The sequence below is a fragment of the Mycobacteriales bacterium genome (assembly GCA_036497565.1).
Lineage (GTDB): Bacteria > Actinomycetota > Actinomycetes > Mycobacteriales > QHCD01 > DASXJE01.
Genome location: DASXJE010000022.1, coordinates 1 through 19,041 on the forward strand (window position 1 = coordinate 1; position 19,041 = coordinate 19,041).

Annotated in this window: 22 protein-coding genes; 14 read left to right on the forward strand and 8 right to left on the reverse strand. The window is 72.6% G+C overall.

Annotation, left to right across the window (positions count from 1 at the left end):
• Both VGH85_02330 and moaA read left to right on the forward strand, forming a co-directional pair.
• On the forward strand, nt 1–195 hold a 195-nt coding region (locus tag VGH85_02330), incomplete at its 5' end, for an NlpC/P60 family protein (GenBank protein ID HEY2172625.1).
• A 50-nt stretch (nt 196–245) separates the two neighbouring features.
• Complete coding sequence (moaA, locus tag VGH85_02335) at nt 246–1,301, forward strand: GTP 3',8-cyclase MoaA (GenBank protein HEY2172626.1); 1,056 nt, start codon at nt 246–248, stop codon at nt 1,299–1,301.
• A gap of 20 nt (nt 1,302–1,321) precedes the next feature.
• Here moaA and VGH85_02340 read toward each other — a convergent pair whose 3' ends face one another.
• Nucleotides 1,322–1,525, reverse strand: coding sequence for a hypothetical protein (locus VGH85_02340; protein HEY2172627.1), 204 nt, complete (start codon nt 1,523–1,525; stop codon nt 1,322–1,324).
• A 118-nt stretch (nt 1,526–1,643) separates the two neighbouring features.
• The gene (locus VGH85_02345) at nt 1,644–2,408 is read right to left on the reverse strand and encodes a hypothetical protein (protein ID HEY2172628.1); all 765 of its coding nucleotides are present in this window, start codon (nt 2,406–2,408) and stop codon (nt 1,644–1,646) included.
• Between the two features lie 210 nt (nt 2,409–2,618).
• Between VGH85_02345 and VGH85_02350 the strand changes: the two genes are divergently transcribed.
• The 7 genes from VGH85_02350 (at nt 2,619) to VGH85_02380 (ending at nt 9,030) form a co-directional block, all read left to right on the forward strand.
• A complete protein-coding gene (locus VGH85_02350) occupies nt 2,619–3,713 on the forward strand; it encodes a MoxR family ATPase (protein HEY2172629.1) in 1,095 nt (364 codons plus the stop codon).
• A gap of 47 nt (nt 3,714–3,760) precedes the next feature.
• The gene (locus VGH85_02355; GenBank protein ID HEY2172630.1) at nt 3,761–4,663 is read left to right on the forward strand and encodes a DUF58 domain-containing protein; all 903 of its coding nucleotides are present in this window, start codon (nt 3,761–3,763) and stop codon (nt 4,661–4,663) included.
• A 10-nt stretch (nt 4,664–4,673) separates the two neighbouring features.
• Nucleotides 4,674–5,639 (forward strand): VWA domain-containing protein, encoded by a 966-nt coding sequence (locus VGH85_02360; protein ID HEY2172631.1) that lies wholly within the window; start codon nt 4,674–4,676, stop codon nt 5,637–5,639.
• Between the two features lie 169 nt (nt 5,640–5,808).
• Entirely contained in the window at nt 5,809–6,513 is a 705-nt protein-coding gene (gene fabG / locus VGH85_02365) for a 3-oxoacyl-ACP reductase FabG (protein ID HEY2172632.1), read from the forward strand.
• A 22-nt stretch (nt 6,514–6,535) separates the two neighbouring features.
• On the forward strand, nt 6,536–7,339 hold the full coding sequence (fabI, locus tag VGH85_02370) for an enoyl-ACP reductase FabI (GenBank protein ID HEY2172633.1): 804 nt from the start codon (nt 6,536–6,538) through the stop codon (nt 7,337–7,339).
• 56 nt (nt 7,340–7,395) lie between these two features.
• Nucleotides 7,396–8,427, forward strand: coding sequence for a ferrochelatase (locus VGH85_02375; protein HEY2172634.1), 1,032 nt, complete (start codon nt 7,396–7,398; stop codon nt 8,425–8,427).
• A 57-nt stretch (nt 8,428–8,484) separates the two neighbouring features.
• The gene (locus VGH85_02380) at nt 8,485–9,030 is read left to right on the forward strand and encodes an alpha/beta hydrolase-fold protein (GenBank protein HEY2172635.1); all 546 of its coding nucleotides are present in this window, start codon (nt 8,485–8,487) and stop codon (nt 9,028–9,030) included.
• Here the strand turns inward: VGH85_02380 and VGH85_02385 are convergent.
• On the reverse strand, nt 9,000–9,758 hold the full coding sequence (locus VGH85_02385) for a hypothetical protein (protein ID HEY2172636.1): 759 nt from the start codon (nt 9,756–9,758) through the stop codon (nt 9,000–9,002). The genes VGH85_02380 and VGH85_02385 overlap by 31 nt on opposite strands.
• Nucleotides 9,759–9,810: 52 nt before the next feature.
• Between VGH85_02385 and VGH85_02390 the strand changes: the two genes are divergently transcribed.
• The 3 genes from VGH85_02390 to VGH85_02400 are packed head-to-tail and all read left to right on the forward strand — an operon-like array spanning nt 9,811 to nt 12,410.
• Entirely contained in the window at nt 9,811–10,659 is an 849-nt protein-coding gene (locus VGH85_02390; GenBank protein ID HEY2172637.1) for a DUF3097 domain-containing protein, read from the forward strand.
• A 39-nt stretch (nt 10,660–10,698) separates the two neighbouring features.
• Entirely contained in the window at nt 10,699–11,133 is a 435-nt protein-coding gene (locus VGH85_02395; protein ID HEY2172638.1) for an NfeD family protein, read from the forward strand.
• Nucleotides 11,133–12,410, forward strand: coding sequence for an SPFH domain-containing protein (locus VGH85_02400; protein HEY2172639.1), 1,278 nt, complete (start codon nt 11,133–11,135; stop codon nt 12,408–12,410). Before VGH85_02395 ends, VGH85_02400 begins: the two co-directional genes overlap by 1 nt.
• Nucleotides 12,411–12,420: 10 nt before the next feature.
• Here the strand turns inward: VGH85_02400 and VGH85_02405 are convergent, their stop codons facing one another.
• A complete protein-coding gene (locus tag VGH85_02405) occupies nt 12,421–13,191 on the reverse strand; it encodes a polysaccharide deacetylase family protein (GenBank protein ID HEY2172640.1) in 771 nt (256 codons plus the stop codon).
• Between the two features lie 10 nt (nt 13,192–13,201).
• Here VGH85_02405 and VGH85_02410 point away from each other — a divergent pair, with 10 nt between their 5' ends.
• Complete coding sequence (locus tag VGH85_02410) at nt 13,202–14,326, forward strand: hypothetical protein (GenBank protein HEY2172641.1); 1,125 nt, start codon at nt 13,202–13,204, stop codon at nt 14,324–14,326.
• Nucleotides 14,327–14,344: 18 nt separating this feature from the next.
• Here VGH85_02410 and VGH85_02415 read toward each other — a convergent pair whose 3' ends face one another.
• Nucleotides 14,345–15,247, reverse strand: a complete 903-nt coding sequence (locus VGH85_02415; GenBank protein HEY2172642.1) for a DMT family transporter — start codon at nt 15,245–15,247, stop codon at nt 14,345–14,347.
• Nucleotides 15,244–16,116 (reverse strand): DMT family transporter, encoded by an 873-nt coding sequence (locus tag VGH85_02420; protein HEY2172643.1) that lies wholly within the window; start codon nt 16,114–16,116, stop codon nt 15,244–15,246. Before VGH85_02420 ends, VGH85_02415 begins: the two co-directional genes overlap by 4 nt.
• 115 nt (nt 16,117–16,231) lie before the next feature.
• Between VGH85_02420 and VGH85_02425 the strand changes: the two genes are divergently transcribed.
• A complete protein-coding gene (locus tag VGH85_02425) occupies nt 16,232–16,984 on the forward strand; it encodes an SDR family NAD(P)-dependent oxidoreductase (protein ID HEY2172644.1) in 753 nt (250 codons plus the stop codon).
• Between the two features lie 15 nt (nt 16,985–16,999).
• Here the strand turns inward: VGH85_02425 and hpnH are convergent, their stop codons facing one another.
• The gene (hpnH, locus tag VGH85_02430) at nt 17,000–18,007 is read right to left on the reverse strand and encodes an adenosyl-hopene transferase HpnH (GenBank protein HEY2172645.1); all 1,008 of its coding nucleotides are present in this window, start codon (nt 18,005–18,007) and stop codon (nt 17,000–17,002) included.
• Nucleotides 18,004–18,981 carry a 4-hydroxy-3-methylbut-2-enyl diphosphate reductase gene (locus VGH85_02435; protein ID HEY2172646.1) on the reverse strand — a complete coding sequence of 326 codons (978 nt, stop codon included), beginning with the start codon at nt 18,979–18,981 and terminating at the stop codon, nt 18,004–18,006. Before VGH85_02435 ends, hpnH begins: the two co-directional genes overlap by 4 nt.
• Between the last annotated feature and the right edge of the window lie 60 nt (nt 18,982–19,041).

Here is a 19,041-nt window from a genome sequence, read left to right on the forward strand (position 1 = left end):
CACCCGTCGATGAACGACCTGATGCCGGGCGACCTGCTGTTCTGGTCCTACGACGGCACCCCGGCGAGCATCCACCACGTGGCGATCTACATCGGCGGCGGCCAGGTGCTCGAGGCACCCCAGAGCGGCGACGTCGTGAAGATCGTCCCGATCTGGTACGACGGCCTGGTCGGCGCCACCCGCCCCGGCACCTGACCGGTTGCCGGGCGCACCCGCGCGCGGACGGCGGGGCCTAACCTGGACCCATGACCTTCGTGCCGCTCGTCACCGATCGCGCGGCCGAACCTCTTCCGGGCCCGGGGCTCACCGACGGATACGGCCGACGCGCACGCGACCTGCGGGTGTCGCTCACCGACCGGTGCTCGCTGCGCTGCACTTACTGCATGCCCGCCGACGGGCTGCCCTGGCTGCCGCGGGCGGAGTTGCTGACCGATGACGAGCTGGTCCGGCTGGTGCGGGTGCTCCTCGGCCTGGGGGTGCGCAGCCTGCGGCTGACCGGCGGCGAGCCGCTGATCCGCCCCGGCCTGCCCGACCTCGTGGCCCGGTTCACCGCGCTCTCGCCCGACCTGGAGATCTCGGTGACGACCAACGCGCTCGCGCTGGCCGCCCTGGCCGACGATCTGGCGCGCGCCGGACTGCGCCGGGTCAACGTCTCCCTGGACACCCTCGACCCGGAGCGGTTCGCCCGGATCACCCGCCGCGACCGGCACGCCGACGTCCTCGCCGGGCTCGCCGCGGCCCGCGCCGCGGGACTGGAACCGGTGAAGGTCAACGCCGTCCTGCTCCGCGGCGTCAACGACGACGAGGCCGTCCCGCTGCTGGAGTGGTGTCTGCGCCAGGGGTACCAGCTGCGCATCATCGAACAGATGCCGCTCGACCCGCAGCACGGCTGGGACCGGGACCAGATGGTCACCGCGGCCGAGGTGCTTGCCGCACTGTCGACGGTCTACCGGTTGGCTCCCGAGCCGACCCGGGGGAGCGCGCCGGCCGAAGGATGGCAGGTCCTCGACGGTCCGGGCCTGCCGGCCGGGCAGACCGGCCGGGTCGGGGTGATCGCCTCGGTCACCAAGCCGTTCTGCGCGGCCTGCGACCGGGTCCGGCTGACCGCCGACGGGCAGCTTCGTAACTGTCTGTTCGCACGCGAGGAGTCCGATCTCCGTACCGCCATGCGGGCGGGGGCCAGCGACGCCGAGCTCGCCGGGCAGATGCAGCGCGCCGTCGCGGGGAAGCGGTTCGGGCACGGGATCGACGACCCGGACTTCGCTCAGCCGAGCCGACCGATGTCGGCGATCGGCGGCTGACCGGCGACGCGGGCGCCGGTTCAGGTCAACGGGTCGGTACGGCGGAGAAATCCCCGGGCGTCCAGGAATTGCGACAGCGAGCCGCGATGCTCCGCGCAGGCGATCCAGGTCTTTTCGCGCTCCGGTGTGTGGACGCGCGGGTTGTTCCAGACCAGCATCCAGACACCCGGTGACCGGCATCCGCGGGCCGAACAGACCGGCGTGTCGTCGGCGTCGTCGGTCATCCGCGGCAGTGTGTCATGACGGTGTCAGAGCAGGAAAAGGCGCCGGGCAGCCACGGGGGGAGCTGCCCGGCGCGAGCAGCACGCTACACCAGCCCGACCCCGTCGGGTCAAACACAACTCATGGCGTGTTTCCGGCGACACGCCCGTGGGGCCGACGATTCAGCCCGTCCCGTCCGACCTCGCCGAATCCCGGTTGCACGCCGAGGAGCCAACAGCGGGTTCCGTCATCGACCCACTCGACGTCCCAGCGATCGACGCCGACGACCTGGCGCACGGCGCGCAGCAGTCGGGTCAGGCGCATGCCCCACGGCGGCAGCGGAATGCGGTCGACCGCCCGGTGTGGGCGGTCGCGGGGACCCAACGGCGCCGCGGCCCAACGCCCGACGTCGTCGGGTCGGCCGAGGCTGCGCGCCTCCGGCGTCACCTCGCGCCAGGACACCACGTCGTCGCGGCCCGGCTCGGTAGCCGCGACGCCGGCCTGCACCCCGGACACGTGGGTGAGGAGGACGACGTCGGTACGCCGCACCGCGGCCGCCGTACCCGTGGCCCAGATCGCCTGCACCGCGGCGACCAGCCCGGGGCCGTCGTCACCTGGGATCGCCTGGATCGTGCGCGACGGCAGCGGACCCGGCGCAGCGAATGCGCTACGTAGCGTGACCACTTCGGCCGGGTCCAGTGTGCCGAGCAGGTCCGCGAGATCGGTGCCGTTGCTGCGCCGGACCTCATCGAGCAGCACCGAACCGGCCGGCACGGGCAGGCCGGCGCCGGCGCACCGGTCGAGGAGGTCGGCGCGGGGCCCGGCCGCGGCGGCGCTGGCCCGACCCGTTCCGAGCCGGACGAGATAGGCCGAACCGGCCGGACCGGCACCGTCTGCAGCGGTCACCGGACGAGCGTAGATGCAGCGGCCGCCGGTGCGGGCTCTCGGGTCACGCCCGCACGAGGGCCCGCGACGTCGTACCGTTACTTTGCACCAGCCTGGAGATCGTCCTCGGCCGCCGTTTCCGCGGACCGGGAAGCGCACGGGTGGGAAGCCGATGAGCCGACAGGAGGCGCGGTGAGCGAGCCAGCCGATCCGTCGCAGGGTCAGGGGGACATCGTGAGCACACCGGCCCGGGACGCCACACTCCTCGAGCAGGCGATGTTCGAGATCAAGCGGGTGATCGTCGGCCAGGACCGGATGGTCGAGCGGATGCTCGTGGCACTGCTCGCCCGCGGCCACTGCCTGGTCGAGGGTGTGCCCGGTGTCGCCAAGACACTCGCCGTCGAGACGTTGGCGGCGACCTTCGGGGGCACCTTCTCCCGGCTGCAGTTCACGCCGGATCTGGTGCCCGCCGACATCGTCGGGACCCGTATCTACCGCGCCGGCCAGGAGCGGTTCGACACCGAGCTCGGGCCGGTGTTCGCCAACTTCCTGCTCACCGACGAGGTCAACCGGGCGCCCGCGAAGGTGCAGTCGGCGCTGCTCGAGGTGATGGCCGAGCAGCAGGTGTCGATCGGCGGCACCACCTACGAGTTGCCGTCGCCGTTCCTGGTCCTCGCCACGCAGAACCCGATCGAGTCCGAGGGCGTCTACCCGCTCCCGGAGGCGCAGCGCGACCGCTTCCTGCTCAAGATCGTCGTCGATTACCCGACGATGGAGGAGGAGCGGGAGATCATCTACCGGATGGGGGTCAACCCACCCTCCGCGGCCCAGGTGCTCGGCCCGGCGGACGTGATCCGGCTGCAGGAGTCGGCCAACCGGGTCTTCGTGCACCACGCGCTCGTCGACTACGTGGTGCGGCTGGTCTTCGCGACCCGGCAGCCGCTCGAGCACGGCATGCCCGACGTGGCCGGCTGGGTGTCCTACGGCGCGAGCCCGCGCGCCTCGCTCGGCCTGATCGCCTCCGGCCGGGCGCTTGCCCTGATGCGCGGCCGCGACTACGTCCTGCCGCAGGACATCGTCGACGTGGCCCCCGACATCCTCGGCCACCGCCTGGTCCTGTCCTACGACGCACTCGCCGACGGGGTGCCTGCCGAGCACGTGATCCGGCGGGTGCTGGCGACCGTGCCTCTGCCGCAGGTCAGTCCGCGGCAGCGGTCGGCGGGTTATCCGACCGGGCCGGCACCCGCGCCGCATCCCGGACCGCACCCCGGATCCCACCCCGGCCCGGCGATGGGGCCGGAGCCACCCGGAGAACGGTCGGCGTGAGAACCAGCTCTGCGGCACCGGCGACGAGCACCGTCGCGCCGCCGTCGTTGTCCACCGACACGGCGGAGGCGGTGCTCTCCAAGCTCGAGCTCATCGTCCGCCGCCGGCTCGACGGGCTGCTGCAGGGCAACCACCTCGGACTCATCCCGGGACCCGGCTCCGAGCCGGGGGAGTCGCGGGTCTACTACCCGGGCGACGACGTACGCCGGATGGACTGGCCGGTGACCGCGCGGACCACGATCCCGCACGTGCGCGAGACCATCGCCGACCGCGAGCTCGAGTCGTGGGCGGTGATCGACCTGTCCCCGAGCCTGGACTTCGGTACCGCGTCCTGCGAGAAACGTGACCTGGCCGTCGCCGGCCTCGCCGCGGTCGTCTACCTCACCCAGCACGGCGGCAACCGGGTCGGCGCGATCGTGGCCACCGGCAACGGCGCCACCCGGATCCCGGCCCGGTCCGGACGCGCCCACTCGCAGGCGCTCATCCGGCAGGTGGTGCGCACCCCGCGCGCCGACCGCGGCCGCCGGGGCGATCTCGCCGCGGCGCTGGAGACGCTCCGCCGCCCGCCGCGGCGGCGGGGTCTGGCCGTCGTCATCTCCGACTTCCTCGGGGAGCGCACCTGGGAGGGCCCGTTGCGGGCGCTCGCGGGGCGGCACGAGGTCCTGGCGATCGAGGTGCTCGATCCGCGGGAGCTCGACATCCCCGACGTCGGGCTGCTCACCGTCGTCGACCCGGAGTCCGGCCAGCAGCTGGACGTGCAGACCTCGCGGCGCGGACTGCGCGAGCGCTACGCCGCGGCCGCCCGAGCCGAACGGCAGGAGATCGCCGCGGCGATCCGCCGGGCCGGCGCATCCCACCTGATCCTGCGCACCGACGGCGACTGGCTGCTCGACATCCTGCGGTTCGTGGCGGCGCGCCGGCGCCGCGCCTCGGGCGGGGCGCTGCGGTGAGGGCCGCCCGATGACCGGGTTCCTGTCGCCCGGCTGGCTGTGGCTGCTGCTCGCGGTCGCCGTACTGCTCGGGCTCTACATCGTTCTCGCGCTGCGTCGCGGCCGCTACGCCGCCCGGTTCACCAACGTCGCGCTGCTGGACAGCGTGGCGCCCAAACGCCCCGGGTGGCGCCGGCACGTGGCCTTCGGCCTGCTGCTCGTCTCCCTCGCGTCGCTGACCGTCGCGATGGCCCGGCCGGCCCGGCAGGTGAAGGTCCCCCGGGACCGCGCCACCGTGATGATGGTCATCGACGTATCGCTGTCGATGGAGGCCAACGACGTCACCCCGACCCGGCTGAAGGCGGCCCAGGTCGCGGCGAAGCAGTTCACCCATCTGCTGCCCAAGCAGATCAACCTGGGGCTGGTGTCCTTCGCCGGTACGGCGACGGTCGACGTCGCCCCGACCACCAACCGCGACTCGGTGACCCGGGCCATCGACGACCTGCAGCTGGCCCAGTCCACGGCGACCGGCGACGCGATCATCGCCGCGCTCGGCGCCCTGCGGTCGTTCCGGGCCCAGCTGCCGACCGGTGACGGCCGGTCCAAGCCGGTGCCGTCCCGGGTCGTGATGCTCTCCGACGGCGCCCGCACGGTCGGCCGGCCGGTCGCCGACGCCATCCAGGCTGCGCAGAAGGCACATGTGCCGGTCTCGACCATCGCGTTCGGCACCGCCGAGGGCTCGATCGAGCTGGAAGGCCAGTCGCAGCAGGTGCCGGTGGACACCGAGACGATGAAGGAGATCGCCAAGGGCACCGGCGGCAGCTACCACTCCGCCGCGAGCGCCGGCGAACTCCGTACCGTCTACAAGGATCTCGGCAGCCAGATCGGCTTCACCACCCAGCACCGCGAGGTGACCATCTGGGCCGTCGCGGTCGGGCTGTTCCTCGCCTTCGCGGCCACCGGACTGTCGCTGCTGTGGACCAACCGGCTCCTGTAACCCCCGCCGCCCGCCCCCCTCCCCGTGATCAAGAGGGGATTTGGGTGCGAAACGCCGTACGAATCCCCTCTTGATCATGGGGGCAGCGGGCCGACATCGCGCGCCGGGACCGGGCCGGTAGCCTCGTCCGGTCATGACCGGTACGACGCCCCCGGGAGGTGCGATCACGGTGAGTCGATCCGTATTCGTCACCGGCGGCAACAGGGGCATCGGGCTGGCGATCGCCCAGGCCTTCGCCGCGCAGGGTGACCGGGTCGCGGTCACCTACCGCGGAACCCCGCCACCCGACGGCCTGCTCGGTGTCCGCTGCGACGTCACCGACGCCGACGCGATCGACGCCGCGTTCACCGCCGCCGAGGCCGAGCACGGGCCGGTCGAGGTGCTGGTCTCCAACGCCGGCATCAACGACGACACCCTGCTGCTGCGGATGAGCGAACAGCAGTTCGCCGACGTCATCGACACCAACCTCACCGGCGCCTACCGGGTCGCCAAGCGGGCCGCCGCCGGGATGTTGCGGATGCGCCGCGGCCGGATGATTTTCATCTCCTCGGTCGTCGGGCTGTCCGGCTCGGCCGGGCAGGCCAACTACGCCGCCGCCAAGGCCGGTCTCGTCGGCCTGGCACGCTCGGTCGCCCGCGAACTCGCCAGCCGGGGCATCACCGCCAACGTCGTCGCCCCGGGCTTCGTCGACACCGACATGACCAGGGCACTGCCGGAGAAGCGGCGTACCCAGATCCTCGGGGAGATCCCGATGGCTCGCTACGCCACGCTCGAGGAGGTGGCCGGCGTGGTGACGTTCCTCGCCGGGGACGCCGGCGGCTACATCACCGGAGCGGTGCTTCCGGTGGACGGCGGAATCGGCATGGGCCACTAGTCGTGCGGTCCACCGCACCCCGATGCCAGGACGCGACCAGAACAGAGGAGAGAGCGTGAGCGGTCTGCTTGCGGGCAAGCGCATCCTTGTCGCCGGCGTGACGATGGACACCTCGTTGGGCTTCGCCGTCGCGAAGGTGGCGCAGGAGCAGGGCGCGCAGGTCATCATCACCAACTTCGGCCGGGCGCTGTCGATCACCAGGCGGATCGCGAAGCGGCTACCCAGCGAGCCGGTGGTCCTCGAACTGGACGTGACGAACGACGAGCATCTCGCCGGCCTCGCCGACGCGCTGCGCGAGCACGTCGACGGCCTCGACGGCGTCGTCCACTCGATCGCGTTCGCCCCGCAGGACGCGCTCGGCGGTAACTTCCTCAACACGTCGTGGCCGGACGCCGCGACCGCGTTCCAGGTCTCCGCCTACTCGCTCAAGGCCCTGACGATGGCCGCCTTGCCGATGATGACCGACGGGGGAGCGGTCGTCGGGCTGACCTTTGACGCGACGGTGGCCTGGCCGGCGTACGACTGGATGGGCGTCGCCAAGGCGGGGCTCGAGTCCTGCTCCCGCTACCTCGCCCGCGACCTCGGCCCGAAGGGGATCCGCGTCAACCTCGTCTCGGCCGGCTACATGCGCACGCTCGCCGCGAAGAGCATCCCCGGCATCGGGCCGGTGGAGCAGATGTGGGGCGAGCGCGCACCGCTGGGCTGGGACTCCGAGGACTCCGAGCCCACCGGCCGCGCCTGCGTCGCGCTGCTGTCGGACTTCTTCCCCAAGACGACCGGGGAGATCGTGCACGTCGACGGCGGCTACCACGCGATGGGCGCCTGACACCCACCTCCGCCCCACGGCGGTCGGACCCGGCGACGCCGGGCAGGATGGATGACGTGAGTTACGACGCCGTCCTCGTGGTGGCCTTCGGCGGCCCCGAAGGGCCTGACGACGTCCTGCCGTTCCTCGAGAACGTCACCCGCGGTCGGGGCGTCCCGCGGGACCGCCTGGTCGCGGTCGCCGGGCACTACGACCACTTCGGCGGCGTGTCCCCGATCAACGCGCAGAACCGGGCGCTGATCGCCGCGGTCGAGGCCGACTTCGCCCGCACCGGCGTCGACCTGCCGATCTATTGGGGCAATCGCAACTGGCGGCCCTACCTCGCCGACACGGTGCGTCAGATGACCGCCGACGGCGTCCGTCGCGCGCTGGCCTTCGTCACCAGCGCCTACGCGTCGTACTCGGGCTGCCGGCAGTACCAGGACGACATCGCCGCAGCGCGCGAGCAGGTGGGAGAGGGAGCGCCGCAGATCGACAAGATCCGGCACTTCTTCAACCACCCCGGCTTCGTCGAGCCGAACGTCGACGCGGTCCGCGCCGCCCTCGAGTCGCTGCCGGCGGACCGCCGCGACGCTGCCCGGCTCGTGTTCACCGCGCACAGCATCCCGGTCGCGATGGCGCAGGCCAGCGGGCCCGAGGGCGGGCTCTACGTCGCCGAGCTGGCCGAGACCGCTCGGCTGGTCGCCGAGCGGGTCGCGCCCGGCCGGCCGTACGACCTGGTCTGGCAGAGCCGTAGCGGGCCGCCGCAGGTGCCGTGGCTCGAGCCGGACATCGTCGACCACATCGACGCGTTGGCCGGCGACGGGGTGCCCGCCGTCGTGGTCTCGCCGATCGGCTTCATCAGCGACCACATGGAAGTGCGGTGGGACCTCGACAACGAGGCGGCGGCCGCGGCCGCCGCGCGTGGCATCGCCTTCGTGCGGGCCGCCACGCCGGGCACCGATCCGCGGTTCGTCACGATGGTCCGCGAGCTCGTGCTGGAGCGCGCGGAACCGGATCGGGCGCCGCGCGCCCTCGGCCTGATGGGGCCGTCGCACGACACCTGCCCGCTCGGCTGCTGTCCGGCGCCGCGTCGGCCGGGCCCTTGACCGGTTGACCGTTTTCGTGTCGGATGCCGGGATCGCGGGAGCGGACCCGCGCTGTCGATGGGCGGCCTCGGCGCGCTCTCCTACACCGCCCGGCACCCCGGCATGTTCCGCGCCGCCGCGTCCTACAGCGGGGTCGTGCACCCGCTCTACGAGCCCGGCGGACCGGCCAACGTCCTGTCGATCAACCAGGGCCAGAACGTGGACCCGTACGCGGTCTGGGGCGATCCGACCGCGCAGCGGGCCATCTGGGCCGCGCACGACCCCTATGAGCTGGCCGCCCGGCTCCGGCATACGCCGATGTTCCTTTCCGTCGGCGACGGCACCTCCGGACCCTTCGACCCGCCCGGTCAGTCCAACGCATTCGAACGGCTGTTCAACGCCGAGAACCATGCGCTCGCCGCCCGGCTGAGGGTGCTGCACGCGCCGGTGATCACCGACTTCTACGGCCCTGGCACCCACACCTGGCCCTATTGGCAGCGGGAGCTGCACCGGTCGCTGCCGCTGCTGCTAGCGGCCCTCGCCGAACCGGACCGACCGGCCGCTGGCCCCGCCCCGGCCGCGGCCCACCCGGCCTACCTGCGGTCGGCGGTCACGGCGTTGTAGGCGGCGAGCCGAGCGCGCCGGATCGCGGTCGCCAGCGGCCGCAGGATCTCGGCCCGGCGGCGGGCCTCCTGGCTGGTGACGGCGCCTCCGGGCGCGTCGTCGTGCGCGAGGTCGAGTACGGCGGCGAGCCGGTCGGCCTGCGCGAGCAGCCGCAGCGCCCGCGGGTCGTAGCCGGCCGGCAGGGTGAGCCGAGCGGCCCCGTTGCGGATCCCGGCCGCCGCCTCGGCGAGCTCCGGCCGCCAGGTGGCCACGTCGAGGTCGGACAGCGCGGTCGCGGCCTCCCGCAGCGCCTCCGTCAGGTCGTGCTCGGCGTCGGCGAGATGCAGCGGGTCCGGCCGCGGCTCGTCGATCTCGTACGCCCGCCAGACCACCACGACCGCCCGGCTGCCGATCTGCGAACCGCGCTCCTGCACGTCCGGCACCAGGCCCAGGCCGCCGCCGATGACCGCCTCGCCGGCCCGCAGCGCGTCGGCGGCGAAGTCCGACCCGGCGGGCAGGCCGCGCGGGTCGCCGGGGACCGGAAGCACCAGCCGCAGCGCGTCGGCGTTGCGGGACCGCAGCGCGGTCAGCGCCCAGCCCAGCGGCGCGTCCGGCGAGTCGGGCAGGCCGTGCACCCGGTGCGGCTCGTCGCCGCCGGTGACCTTCACCACCAGGTCGTCGTACGACGTCCGCCCGGCGAGCCAGGACGAACCCCACGCGACGAACAGTCCGGACCGCAATCGACACATGTCGGCGAGCCTACGTCGCGGCCGCACGGGGCGCCGGTTAGCGTGCCCGCCGGTGGAATCGGCGAGCACCGAGGAGTACGACGTGGCGCAGCGGGACCGGTACGGCGATGACGTCCTGTCCGGGGACTGGCGGCGCGCCCGCCGGATCCCGGAGGTCCCGGCCGAGGCCGGGGTGGTCGCCGAGGACCCGGCGTCCGGCTTCTGCGGGGCGGTGGTGGCCTGCGCCGGCGACGTGGTGACGCTGGAGGACCGGCACGGCCGGCGCCGGGTCTTCCCGCTGCGGCCGGCCGGGTTTCTCGTCGACGGCGATCCGGTGACGCTCGTCCGACCGGCGCCGGTGGCAGGGCCGACGGCGCGGGCCCGCACCGCCTCCGGCTCGCTGGCGGTGCCGGGCGCACCGACCCGCGTCGCCCGGGCCAGCCGCATCTACGTCGAGGGCGTGCACGACGCCGCGCTGGTCGAGCGGGTGTGGGGCGACGACCTGCGGATCGAGGGGATCGTGGTGGAGCCGCTGCACGGCATCGACGACCTGGCCGCGGTCGTCGCCGGGTTCCGGCCGGAGCGCGGCCGCCGGCTCGGTGTCCTCGTCGACCACCTGGTGGCGGGCAGCAAGGAGCAGCGCATCGTCGCGGGCGTGCGGGACCCGCACGTCCTGGTGACCGGGCACCCCTATGTCGACATCTGGGAGGCGGTCAAGCCCGAGGCGGTCGGCATCCCGGCCTGGCCACGGGTGCCCCGCGGCACGGCGTGGAAGGAGGGTGTCTGCGCCGCGCTCGGGGTGTCCGACCCCCAGACGATGTGGCGCCGGGTGCTCTCCTCGGTGTCCACCTACGCCGACCTGCAGATCCCGCTCCTGGGCGCCGTGGAGCGGCTGATCGACTTCGTCACCGACATTGGGTGAGAAAAGAGGCAGACACCGAATAAGTGGCAGGATGGATGTGTGGCCGACTGGTTGATCTGGTTGATCGCGGCGGGGGCCTTGGTCGTCGCCGAGACGCTGTCGCTCGGTCTCGTCCTCATCATGTTCGCCGGCGGCGCCCTGGTCGCCGGTGGCGCGGCGGCGCTCGGTCTGGGGGTCGGCCTGCAGGTCCTGGTGTTCGCGATCGCCGCGGTCGGTCTGCTGCTGGTCGTCCGGCCGATCGCCCGGCGGCACCTGGAGAACACCGAGGAGCTCAGCAGGACCGGCATCGAGGCGCTCGTGGGTCGCACCGCCACCGTGCTGCGCACCGTCGACGCGCAGCAGGGTCGGGTCAAGATCGGCGGCGACGAGTGGTCGGCGCAGAGCTACGACGCGACGCAGGTGCTCGAGGTCGGACGTACTGTCAGAGTCATGGAGATCAACGGCGTCACCGCCGTCGTTTGGGGAGAGCCGTAATGGCAGCATTGATCGCACTGGGCGTCATCGTCGTGCTGGTGCTCGTCGTCCTGGCCAGAAGCATCCGGATCGTGCCGCAGGCGCGGGCCGGGGTGGTCGAACGACTGGGCCGGTTCACGAAGGTCCTGCCTCCGGGCATAGCCTTCCTCGCCCCGTTCGTCGACCGGGTCCGCGCGATGATCGACCTGCGCGAGCAGGTCGTGTCGTTCCCGCCGCAGCCGGTCATCACCTCGGACAACCTGACCGTCAACATCGACACGGTCATCTACTTCCAGGTCACCGATCCGCGTGCGGCGACGTATGAGATCGCCAACTTCATCCAGGCCGTCGAGCAGCTCACCATCACCACCCTGCGCAACGTCGTCGGCGGCATGAACCTCGAGGAGGCATTGACCTCCCGGGACGCGATCAACACGAGGCTTCGCGGCGAGCTCGACGAGGCGACCGGCCGGTGGGGCATCCGGGTCGGCCGGGTGGAGCTGAAGGCCATCGACCCGCCGCCGTCGATCAAGGACTCGATGGAGAAGCAGATGCGTGCCGACCGGGACAAGCGCGCGATCATCCTGCAGGCCGAGGGTGCGCGGGAGTCGGCGATCAAGACCGCCGAAGGCCAGAAGGCGGCGCAGATCCTCAGTGCACAGGGCCAGAAGCAGGCGGCGATCCTCAGTGCCGAGGCCGAGCGGCAGAGCCTGATCCTGCGGGCCGAGGGTGAGCGGGCCGCCCGCTACCTGTCGTCGCAGGGCCAGGCGAAGGCGATCGAGACGGTGTTCCGCTCGATCCACAACGCCGATCCCGACCCGAAACTGCTTGCCTACCAGTACCTGCAGACGCTGCCGCAGATCGCGCAGGGCGACGCCAACAAGCTGTGGATCGTGCCCAGCGAGTTCAGCAAGGCACTGGAGGGCCTGTCGCGATTCACCGGCGGCGACAAGGAGGGGGAGGGCTCGGGCGGTTCGAACGGCTCCTGGCTCACCCAGGCCGGCGACACCCCGTCCGCGAAGCCCAACGGCGAGGCGCCGATCGACACCAGCGACTGGTTCGACTCGAAACTGCCGCCGGCGGCGGTGCAGCCGGAATCGCTGCGGGCGTCGGATTCCGACCCCGACAGCATCGAGGCCCATGAGGGCCTGCCGGACGTCGGTGAGTCGCTGCGGCCCGGTCTCCCGCCCATCCCGCCGGTCTCGGTGCCGAAGGTGGAGATCCCGAAGCCGGACCTGACGCTCCCCGACGACCCGCCGGCCGGTCCGGAACAGCCCCCGCCGGCGCCGGGGAGCTGACCGCCGGCGCTCAGCCCCGCCGCCGTACGCCGACGCCGTGCTCGGCCAGCGGCCCGACGCGGTAGCCGAGCGCCTGCGCCCGGTCGATGACGCCCGCCAGGGCACCGACGGCGGAGCGCCAAGCACCCGGCGCTGCGTCGTAGCCGGCGTCGTGCAGCAGCAGGGTCGCCCCGCCCCGGATGCCGGGCGCGATGGTGTCCTCGACCGATCGGGGGCTGGCCGCCGGGGTCCAGTCCCGTCCCCAGGCCGTCCAGAGCACCGGCCGCAGGCCCAGCAGCCGCGCGGCGAGCGCAGCGTCACCGGTCAGGACGCCGTACGGCGGGCGGAACCAGCGGGGCGCGGTCCCGGTGATGTCGCCGACCAGGTCCCGGGCCCGGGCGAGGTCGGCGTGGACGTGCCACGGCGACCGGCCCAGCAGGTAGCGGTGCTCGAAGCCGTGGACGGCCACCTCGTGCCCGGCATCGGCCACGGCCCGTCCGATCCCGGGCCGGCGGGCGAGCCGCTCGCCGACCATGAAGAAGGTGGCCCGTACGCCGGCCGCCTCCAGCACCCGCAGCAACTCCGGGGTGGACTCGGCGGACGGGCCGTCGTCGAAGGTGAGGGCGACGTGGTCGGCCCGGCCCCGGCCGGCGAGCGCGGGGGTCAGCGCACGGACCGGCGGCAGCCAGGTCGCCGCCGGCCCCAGGTGCCAGCCGGCGAGCAGTGCGGCCCCGACACCGGGCCAGCCCATTCGTCCCGGCACCGGCACCCCTTCCCCCCGCTCGACCCGCGGATAGGACATCGTATGGCGCATGGCCGACCCGAGTGCGGTGCCCGCCGGGCGCTACCTGGTGCTGACCGCGAGCATGGGCTCCGGGCACAACCAGGTCGCCCGCGAGCTGGCCGCCCGCCTGAGCGGCGCGGCGGAGGTCCGGATCGTCGATCTGCTCGACATCCTTCCGGCCGGGACCGGGCGGGCGCTGCGCGACGGCTACGGCGGCATGCTGCGGGCGGCGCCGTGGCTCTACGAAGGGATCTTCCAGACGTTCTTCGTCCCGCGCGGACAGCACCAGCCGACCACCTCGCCGCTGGTCGCCCTCGCCGCCCGCCGGCTGCGGCCGCTGCTGGCGGACTACAAGCCGACCGCCGTCGTGTCCACCTTCCATCTCGCCGGTCAGGCCGCCGGCCGGTTGCGGGCCCACGGCCGCCTCACCGTGCCCAGTGTCGTGATGATCACCGAGCCGGCCGCCCACAAGCTGTGGCTGCACCCGGCCACCGACCTGTTCGTCTGCCCCTACCCGGCGGTGGCCGCCGAGGCCCGGTCCCGGACCGGCCGGGCGGCCCTGGCCCCCGGACCGCTCATCGACGCCCGCTTCTCCCGGTGCACCGACCCCACGGCCGGCCGGCGCGCGCTGCGACTCCGGCCGGACGAGCAGGCGGTGCTGGTGTCGACCGGGTCATGGGGCGTGGGTGACGCCGTGGGTACGGCGGCCCGGCTGGCCGAGCTCGACGGGGTGCGGCCCGTCGTCCTGTGCGGCCGCAACGAGCGGCTGCGCCGGACCCTGGCGACGGCCGGCCGCTGTCTGGCCCTGGGCTGGCGGGACGACCTTCCCGACCTGTTCGCCGCGGCCGCCGTCCTGGTCGACAATGCGGGCGGCGAGACCTGCGCCGAGGCCTTCGCCGCGGGGCTGCCGGTCGTCAGCTACCGGCCGCTGCCGGGCCACGGCCGGCTCGGTGTCCGGGCGCTCGGCGACGCCGCCCTGGTCACCCCTGCCGGGGACGGCGCCACGCTGCTGGACGCGGTCGAGAAGCTGCGCCGGCCGGGCTCGGTGCGCGACGAGCAGCGGGAGCGGGCCGCGGCCGTCTTCGTCGAGGATCCGGCCGTGGCGCTCCGCCGCTGGCTCGCCGACCGTGCGGCGACGGCCGGTCCCGGGTAGTCCGCGCGGGTCGGCGGATCAGGAGGAGCCGGCGGTGCCCACCCGGGTGCCGGATGTCGGGGTCGGGACGAGATCGGACCCGTCGGCCGCGCTCAGCGGTGAGCGGGACAGGACGACACTGCCGACCGCGATCGTGATGGCGCCGACCAACGAGGGCAGCAGCCAGATGCCGCCCCGCAGCTGCTCGCCGAAGAGGAAGACGCCGTATCCGACGCTGGTGAGCGGATCGCAGATGGTGATGGCCGGTTGGACGGCGACGAGCGACCCGGCCTGGAGCGCGTTCTGGATGAGGAAGACGCTGGCGATACCGGTGACGACCATGGCGTAGAGCTGCCACGAGCTGACTACGGCGCCCACGCCGTCGTTGATCCGGTCCAGCGCACCCTTCATCAGCGCCGCGGTGAAGCCGAAGCCCAGGCCGGCCGCCGCACCGAAGAGGGTCCCGCGCCGACCGCCGTGCAACCGGAGCCCGGCGAGCACCAGTGCCAGACCGACGCCCACGCTGACCACGCAGGCGGCGAACCAGGTCAGCCAGCCGTTGGCCTCGTGGCCGCCGTGGGGGTCGGTGGCCAGCATGACCAACGCCAGCCCGGCGCTCACCGCGATGGCCCCGCCGATCGCGTCGCGGTCCAGCCGGGCCCGGAAGAGCAGCGCGGCGACGGCCAGGGTGAGCGGCAGTTCGGCGACGACGATCGGCTGGACCAGGCTGAGCTCGCCGTGGCTCAGGGCGAGCGCCTGGAAGAGAAACCCGCCGATGAGCCCCCCGATGCCGGCCAGCCAGATCGGGCGTCGGATCAGGTCCTTCACCAGGGCCAGGCGCATCGTCTCGTCGGCCGGCGCGAGGCTCGCGGCCCGGCGCTGCAGGACCGTCCCGGTCGCATTGCTCGCCGCGGCACAGATGGCGAAGAAGATGGCGATCATTGGGGCACCGGTGACTTGGCGGGTGCACCGCCTCGGTGCAGCATCGGTGACCTCGTGATGAGGATGACCCCGGTAATCATCGCGACCAGTCCTGCCGACTCGAGCGCCAGCCAGATCGGTGCCAGGCGCACTACCTCCCCGAACACCCCGACACCGAATGCGATTCCGGCGAGCGGCTCGGCGACGGTCATCGCAGGCAGCGAGGCGCGGAGCGGGGCGACCTCGAAGGCGCTCTGGGCGAGCAGCAGGCCGATCACGGCGACGCCGAACACGGCGTAGGGCAGGTAGGAGGTCACCAGATCGCCGATGCCATGGTCGAGCAGCACCATGGAGCGCTTGGTGAAGCCGTCCTGCAGGCCGTAGAGAGACCCGGCGGCGGAGGCGAGCAGCGTGGCCTTCTCGGTCGCGGCCCGCCGCCGCGCGACGGCGACCAGCGCCGCGGCGATGGCGGCGACCACCCCGACGACCAGCCAGCGGCGTAATTCGCTGACCGGCTGGCTGCCCGTGTGCGGCTGCCCGGCGATGATGAACACCGCGACGCCGACGCTCAGGATGATCGCCCCGGACCACTCGCGCCGGCCGAGTTGTTGGGAGGAGATGACGCGGGCCAGTGCCAGGGCGAAGAGCAGGTTGGTGGTGAGCAGCGGCTCGACCAGGATCACATCGGCGTGCCCGAGGGCGATGGCGCCGAGGATCTGACCGCCCACCATCGAGCCGATGCCGGCCAGCCACACCGGCTTCTTGATCAGGTCGAGGAAGAGCTTGAACCGGAGCGCATCCTCCGGCGGCGCCTCCTGGGCCGCCCGCTGCTGCAGTACGAAGCCAAGCCCGAGCAGCACCGCTGCGCACAGAATGATGGCAATCGTCACGTGGGCAGTACTCGCGATCGTGTGTGCCGGAGCGGCCGGGTTGGCTGCGCCAGCCTAACCGGTAGCGTCGCGAGCACAGCGATCGCGAAGGGGGCGTTCCGCGCGGAGCGGGCTCATGGACATCGTCGGCAGCGTCGCATTGGTCACCGGAGCGACCGGGGGGATCGGTCGAGCGACGGCCATCGCCCTGTCGCGGGCCGGGGCCAAGGTGGTCGTCGCGGGCCGCAACGCGGGCCGGCTCGCGGGCGTGGCGGATCTGCTGGGTGCGCACGCCGTCCAGGCCGATCTACTCCAACCTGGCATGCCGGACAAACTCGTCGCTGAGGTCGAGCAGGTCGCCGGGACGATCGACCTGTTGGTCAGCGCCGCCGGCGTCGGCCGCGCCGGGCCCCTTGTCGACACGAGTACGGGCGAGGTGGACGGCGTGATGCGGGTCGACCTGATCGCGCCGATGCAGCTCACCCGGCTGGTCCTGCCCGGCATGCTGGAGCGGGGCCGGGGCCGGATCGTGCTGATGAGCTCGATCGCGGGACTCGTCGGCGTACGCAACGAGTCGGTCTATTCCGCCGCGAAGGGCGGCCTGAGCACCTTCGCCGACAGCCTCTCCGACGAGCTCGCCGGGTCCGGCGTCGGCGTCACGGTGGTGGCGCCCGGGCCTGTGGCGACCGACTTCTTCAGCCACCGCGGAAAGCCCTACACCCGGCGCTGGCCACGGCCGATCAGCACGAGCACGGTGGCCGGGGCGATCTGCGACGGGATCATCGCCGAGCGCCGGACCGTGGTCATACCCCGCTGGCTGGGGTTCGCCGCCCGCATGCACGGCATGACCCCCGGCCTCTACCGCGCGCTCTCGGCCCGCTTCGGGTGACGGACCCGGGACCGCTCAGCTGCGGGCGGCCCGCAGCGACTCCTTGAGCGAGCCCATCGTGGCGAGCACCGCCGTCGGCTCGTAGCCGCAGTGCGCCATGCAGTTGTTGCAGCGTTCGTCCTTGCCGCGGCCGTAGGAGTCCCAGTCGGTGGTGTCGATCAGCTCGCGGTAGGTCTCGGTGTAGCCGTCGGCCATCAGGTAGCACGGCTTCTGCCAGCCCTTGAGCGAGTACGACGGGATGCCCCATGCGGTGCAGCCGAAGTCGACCTTCCCCTCGAGGAAGTCGAGGAAGAGCGGCGAGTGGTTGAGCCGCCACTTCTTGCGCCGTCCGTCGGCGAACGCCTTCTGGAACAGCTCCCGGGTCTCCTGCACACCGAGGAAGTGCTCCTGGTCGGGTGCCTTCTCGTAGGCGTAGGCCGGCGAGATCATCATCTGGTCGACCTTGACGTCGTCGTTCAAGAAGTCGAGGACGTCGATGATGGTCTGTGGGGTGTCGGTGTTGAAGAAGGTCGAGTTGGTGTTGACGGTGAAGCCGCGGCGCTTGACCTCCTTGATGGCCGCGATCGCCTCGTCGAAGACTCCTTCCTTGTCGACCGCCTCGTCGTGGCGCTCCTTGAGCCCGTCGACGTGCACGACGAAGGAGAAGTACGGCGACGGCTTGAAGTCGAAGCGCTCGATCCGCTTGCGCAGCAGCACCGCGTTGGTGCACAGGTAGACGTACTTCTTGCGCTTCACCAACTCGTTGACGATGACGTCGATCTGCGGGTGCATCAGCGGCTCGCCGCCCGCGATCGACACCATCGGGGCACCGCATTCCTCGATCGCCCCGATCGCCTGCTCGACCGGCATCCGCTGCTTGAGGACATCGGCGGGGTGCTGGATCTTTCCGCACCCGGGGCAGGACAGGTTGCAGGCGAACAGCGGTTCGAGCTCGACGATCAGCGGGAACTTGTCCTTCCTGGTGACCTTCTGCTTGAACAGATATGCGCCGATCCGTGCGCTCTGGCGCAGCGGGATGCTCATGGGCGACTGACCTCCTTGGGCAGTGAGAACTCCACTGATTCGGTGACCACGGGACGCTCGGCGACCTCGACCGGACCGAGTCCGGCCAATGCAGTGATCACCCGTTCGACGAGGTCGGGCGGCGCGGATGCGCCGGCGGTGAGCCCGATGGTGCGTCGCCCGGCCAGCCAGCCGAGGTCGATGTCACCGTCGTCGTCCACCAGGTGTGCCTCCCCGCACTCCCGCGCCGCGATCTCGACCAGGCGACGGGAGTTGGAGGAGTTGGCCGACCCCACGACGAGGACGGCGTCGGACTCGCGGGCGACCGCGCGGATCGCGGCCTGCCGGTTTGTAGTGGCGTAGCAGATGTCGTCGGAGGACGGACCGCGCAGCGCCGGGAACCGCCGGCGCAGGGCGTCGACGACGTGCTGCGACTCGTCGACAGCGAGCGTGGTCTGCATGAGATAGGAGATCCGCTCCGGATCCTCCACCTCGAGCGTCTCCACGTCCTCGGCCGACTCGACCAGCCGGACCGCCTCGGGCGCCTCGCCGGTGGTGCCCTCGACCTCTTCGTGGCCGCGGTGGCCGATCAGCGCGATCGTCTCGCCGCGGGCGGCGAACCGCCGCGCCTCGGCGTGCACCTTGCTGACCAGCGGGCAGGTCGCATCGATGACCTGCAGACCGCGCGCGCCCGCCTCGGCGCGCACCTGGGGCGACACCCCATGCGCGGAGAAGACCAGCGTCGCGCCGTCGGGCACCTCGTCGACCTCGTCGACGAAGATGGCACCGCGCTGCTCGAGGTCGCGCACCACGTGGATGTTGTGCACGATCTGCTTGCGGACGTAGACCGGCTCCCCGTAACGCTCGAGCGCCGCCTCGACGATGGCGATGGCCCGCTCGACCCCGGCGCAGAACGACCGGGGACCGGCCAGCAGCACCTTGCGGGGGGAGCAGGCGTCGGCCCAGGTCTGCAGCGCCGGAGCGGCCCGGCGCAGTGCCCGGCGGGCGACGACGCCGCCGGTGATGGTGCGGGGATGCACCAGCGGCCGGTCGGG